Annotated in this window: 3 protein-coding genes; all 3 read right to left on the bottom strand. The window is 68.1% G+C overall.

The features are described 5' to 3' along the window. A partial coding sequence (locus ABSF49_RS21320; protein WP_424114638.1) for an ABC transporter ATP-binding protein occupies nt 1-602 on the bottom strand: 602 nt, incomplete at its 3' end. Next, the gene (locus ABSF49_RS21315; RefSeq protein ID WP_424114637.1) at nt 595-1896 is read right to left on the bottom strand and encodes a lipoprotein-releasing ABC transporter permease subunit; all 1302 of its coding nucleotides are present in this window, start codon (nt 1894-1896) and stop codon (nt 595-597) included. The genes ABSF49_RS21320 and ABSF49_RS21315, both read right to left, overlap by 8 nt. Before the next feature lie 145 nt (nt 1897-2041). Further along, on the bottom strand, nt 2042-3049 hold a 1008-nt coding region (locus ABSF49_RS21310; protein WP_424114636.1), incomplete at its 5' end, for a proline--tRNA ligase.

Here is a 3049-nt window from a genome sequence, read left to right as displayed (position 1 = left end):
AGCGCGGCGACGCGGCTCGCCTTGACCAGCGAGGTCAGCGTGTCGAAGACGTGATCGGCGGTCTTGGGGTCGAGGTTGCCGGTCGGCTCGTCGGCGAGCAGGACGCGCGGCGCGTTGGCCAGCGCGCGGGCGAGGGCGACGCGCTGCTGCTCGCCGCCCGACAGCTCGGCCGGGCGATGGCTCTCGCGCGCGGCGAGGCCGAGGAAGCCGAGCAGCTCGCGCGCCCGCGCCGCCGCTTCGGCGCGCTTCAAGCCGGCGATCATCTGCGGAATGACGACGTTCTCCAGCGCCGAGAATTCCGGCAGCAGGTGATGGAACTGATAGACGAAGCCGATCTCCGAGCGGCGCAGCGCCGTGCGGCCCTCCTCGTTCATGGTTGAGGTGGCATGGCCGCCGACATGGACCTCGCCGGAATCGGCCCGTTCGAGCAGCCCGGCGATGTGCAACAGCGTCGATTTGCCGGCGCCCGACGGCGCGATCAGCGCCACCGACTCGCCGGCCTTCAGCGACAGCTCGGCGCCGTTCAGCACCTCGATCGTCGTCTCGCCGCGGCCGTATCGGCGCTCGATCGCCTCGAGCCGCAGCACCGCCTCGTCACTCATAGCGCAGCGCCTCGACCGGATCGAGCCGCGCCGCCCGCCACGACGGATAGATCGTCGCCAGCAGCGACAGGATCAGCGCCAGCGCGGCGACCGCGATCACGTCGCGCGCCTCGACGCGCGAAGGCAGTTGCGACAGGTAGTAGAATTCGGCCGGGAACAGGTTGCGGCCGGTGAGCCAGCTCAAGCCCTTGCGGATCGGCTCGACGTTTTCGGCGACGATCAGGCCGAGCGCGAGGCCGCAGGCGGTGCCGACGAAGCCGATCGTCGCGCCGATGATGAGGAAGATGCGCATGATCGCGCCGCGCGTCGCCCCCATCGTGCGCAGCACCGCGATCGCGCGCGCCTTGTCCTGCACCAGCATGATCAGGCCGGAAATGATGTTGAGCGCCGCCACCAGCACGATCAGCGTCAGGATGGCGAACATCACGTTGGCCTCGACCGTCAGCACGTCGAAGAAGCTCTTGTTGAGCTGGCGCCAGTCGGTGTCGATCATCGGCCGCTGTTCGGCGGCGGCGATGCGCTCGCGCATCGCGTCCATGCGCTCGGGGTCGTCGACATAGACCTCGATCACGTTGGCCTGGCCGTCGAGATTGAAATAGGCCTGCGCTTCGGAAAGCGGCATGAAGACGAAGGTGTTGTCGAACGTCGCCATGCCGATCTGGAAGATCGCCGCGACGACATAGCTCTTGACCCGCGGCGTGACGCCGAACGGCGTCTCAGCGCCGCGCGGCGCGATCAGGGTGATCTTGTCGCCGACGCGCAAGCTGAGATGCTCGGCGAGCCGCGCGCCGATCGCGACGCCCGGTCCGGAATCGAAGCCGTCGAGCGTGCCCTGGGTGATGTGGCCCTCGATGCCCGGCAGGCGCTTGAGGTCGGCTTCGCGCACGCCGCGCACCAGCGCCGGGCCGGAATTGAACGGCGAAGTGGCGAAGGCCTGGCCCTCGACCAGCGGCAGCGCCAATGCGACGCCGGGCACCTTGCTGACGCGCTCGGTCACCGCGTCGTAGTCGGTCAGCGGCTTTTCGACGCCCTGCAAGAAGACGTGGCCGTTGAGGCCGATCATCTTCTCCATCAGGTCGTGATGAAAACCGTTCATCACCGACATGACGACGATCAGCGCCATCACGCCGAGCACGATGCCGGCGAAGGAGAAGCCGGCGATCACCGACACCGAACCGTGCGCGCGGCGCGCGCGCAAGTAGCGGAAGGCGACCATCCATTCGAAGGCCGAGAACGGCCGCGTCGCTGCGGGCGGCGCAGCGGCGGACGCGGCCTCGAGCGCGGAGGCGGTCATCGTGGCTCCCCCTCACCCCAGCCCTCTCCCGCAACGGGCGTTCGGAAGAACGCCCGTTCTTCGAACGGGCTATGCGGGAGAGGGGGCGCGTCCCTTCTCCCGCCTGCGGGAGAAGGTGGCCGCGAAGCGGCCGGATGAGGGCAAGTCACGCTTTCCCGCCCAGCTTGTCGATCGCCGCCTCGAGACTGACCAGCTCGCGCGCGCCGCTGCGGCGATCCTTGAGCTCGACCTTGCCTTCGGCGAGGCCCCTAGGGCCGACCAGGACCTGATGCGGCAGGCCGATAAGATCGAGGGTGGCGAACTTCGCCCCCGGCCGCTCGTCGCGATCGTCGTAGAGCACGTCGATTCCGCGTTTTGCCAGCTCGGCATAGAGCCGCGCGCAGGCGCCGTCGCAGGCCAAGTCGCCGGGCTTGAGATTGGCGAGGCCGACCGAAAACGGCGCCGCCGCCTCGGGCCAGATCATGCCGGCTTCGTCGTGGTTGGCTTCGATCAACGCCGCCGCGAGCCGGCTCGGGCCGATGCCGTAGGACCCCATGTGCACGCTGCGCTCCTTGCCGTCCGGGCCGTTGACGACCGCCTTCATCGGACCGGAGTACTTCTCGCCGAAGTAGAAAATATGGCCGACTTCGATGCCGCGCGCCGAAATGCGCGATTTCTCCGGCAGCGCCGCAAACGCCGCGGCGTCGTGCTGCTCCGAGGTCGCCGCATAGAGCGAGGTCCATTGCTCGAACACCGCCCGCATCGCGTCGGCGTCGGAAAAATCAATCGTCTCCGCCGGCGGGGCGAAGCCGAGATAGTCGCGGTGGCAGAACACTTCGCTCTCGCCGGTGTCGGCCAGGATGATGAACTCGTGCGACAGGTCGCCGCCGATCGGCCCGCTGTCGGCCTTCATCGGAATGGCGGTCAGTCCGAAGCGCGCGAAGGTGCGCAGATAGGCGACGAACATCTTGTAGTAGGAAAGGCGCGCGCCCGCCGCGTCGAGGTCGAAGGAATAGGCGTCCTTCATCAGGAACTCGCGCGAGCGCATGACGCCGAAGCGCGGCCTGACCTCGTCGCGGAACTTCCACTGGATGTGGTAGAGATTGAGCGGCAGATCCTTGTACGAGCGCACGCTGGCGCGGAAGATCTCGGTGATCATCTCCTCGTTGGTCGG

The sequence above is a fragment of the Roseiarcus sp. genome (assembly GCF_049514155.1).
Lineage (GTDB): Bacteria > Pseudomonadota > Alphaproteobacteria > Rhizobiales > Beijerinckiaceae > Roseiarcus.
The sequence above is the reverse complement of the archived record's forward strand: the minus strand, read 5'-3'. Positions and strand labels throughout refer to the sequence as shown.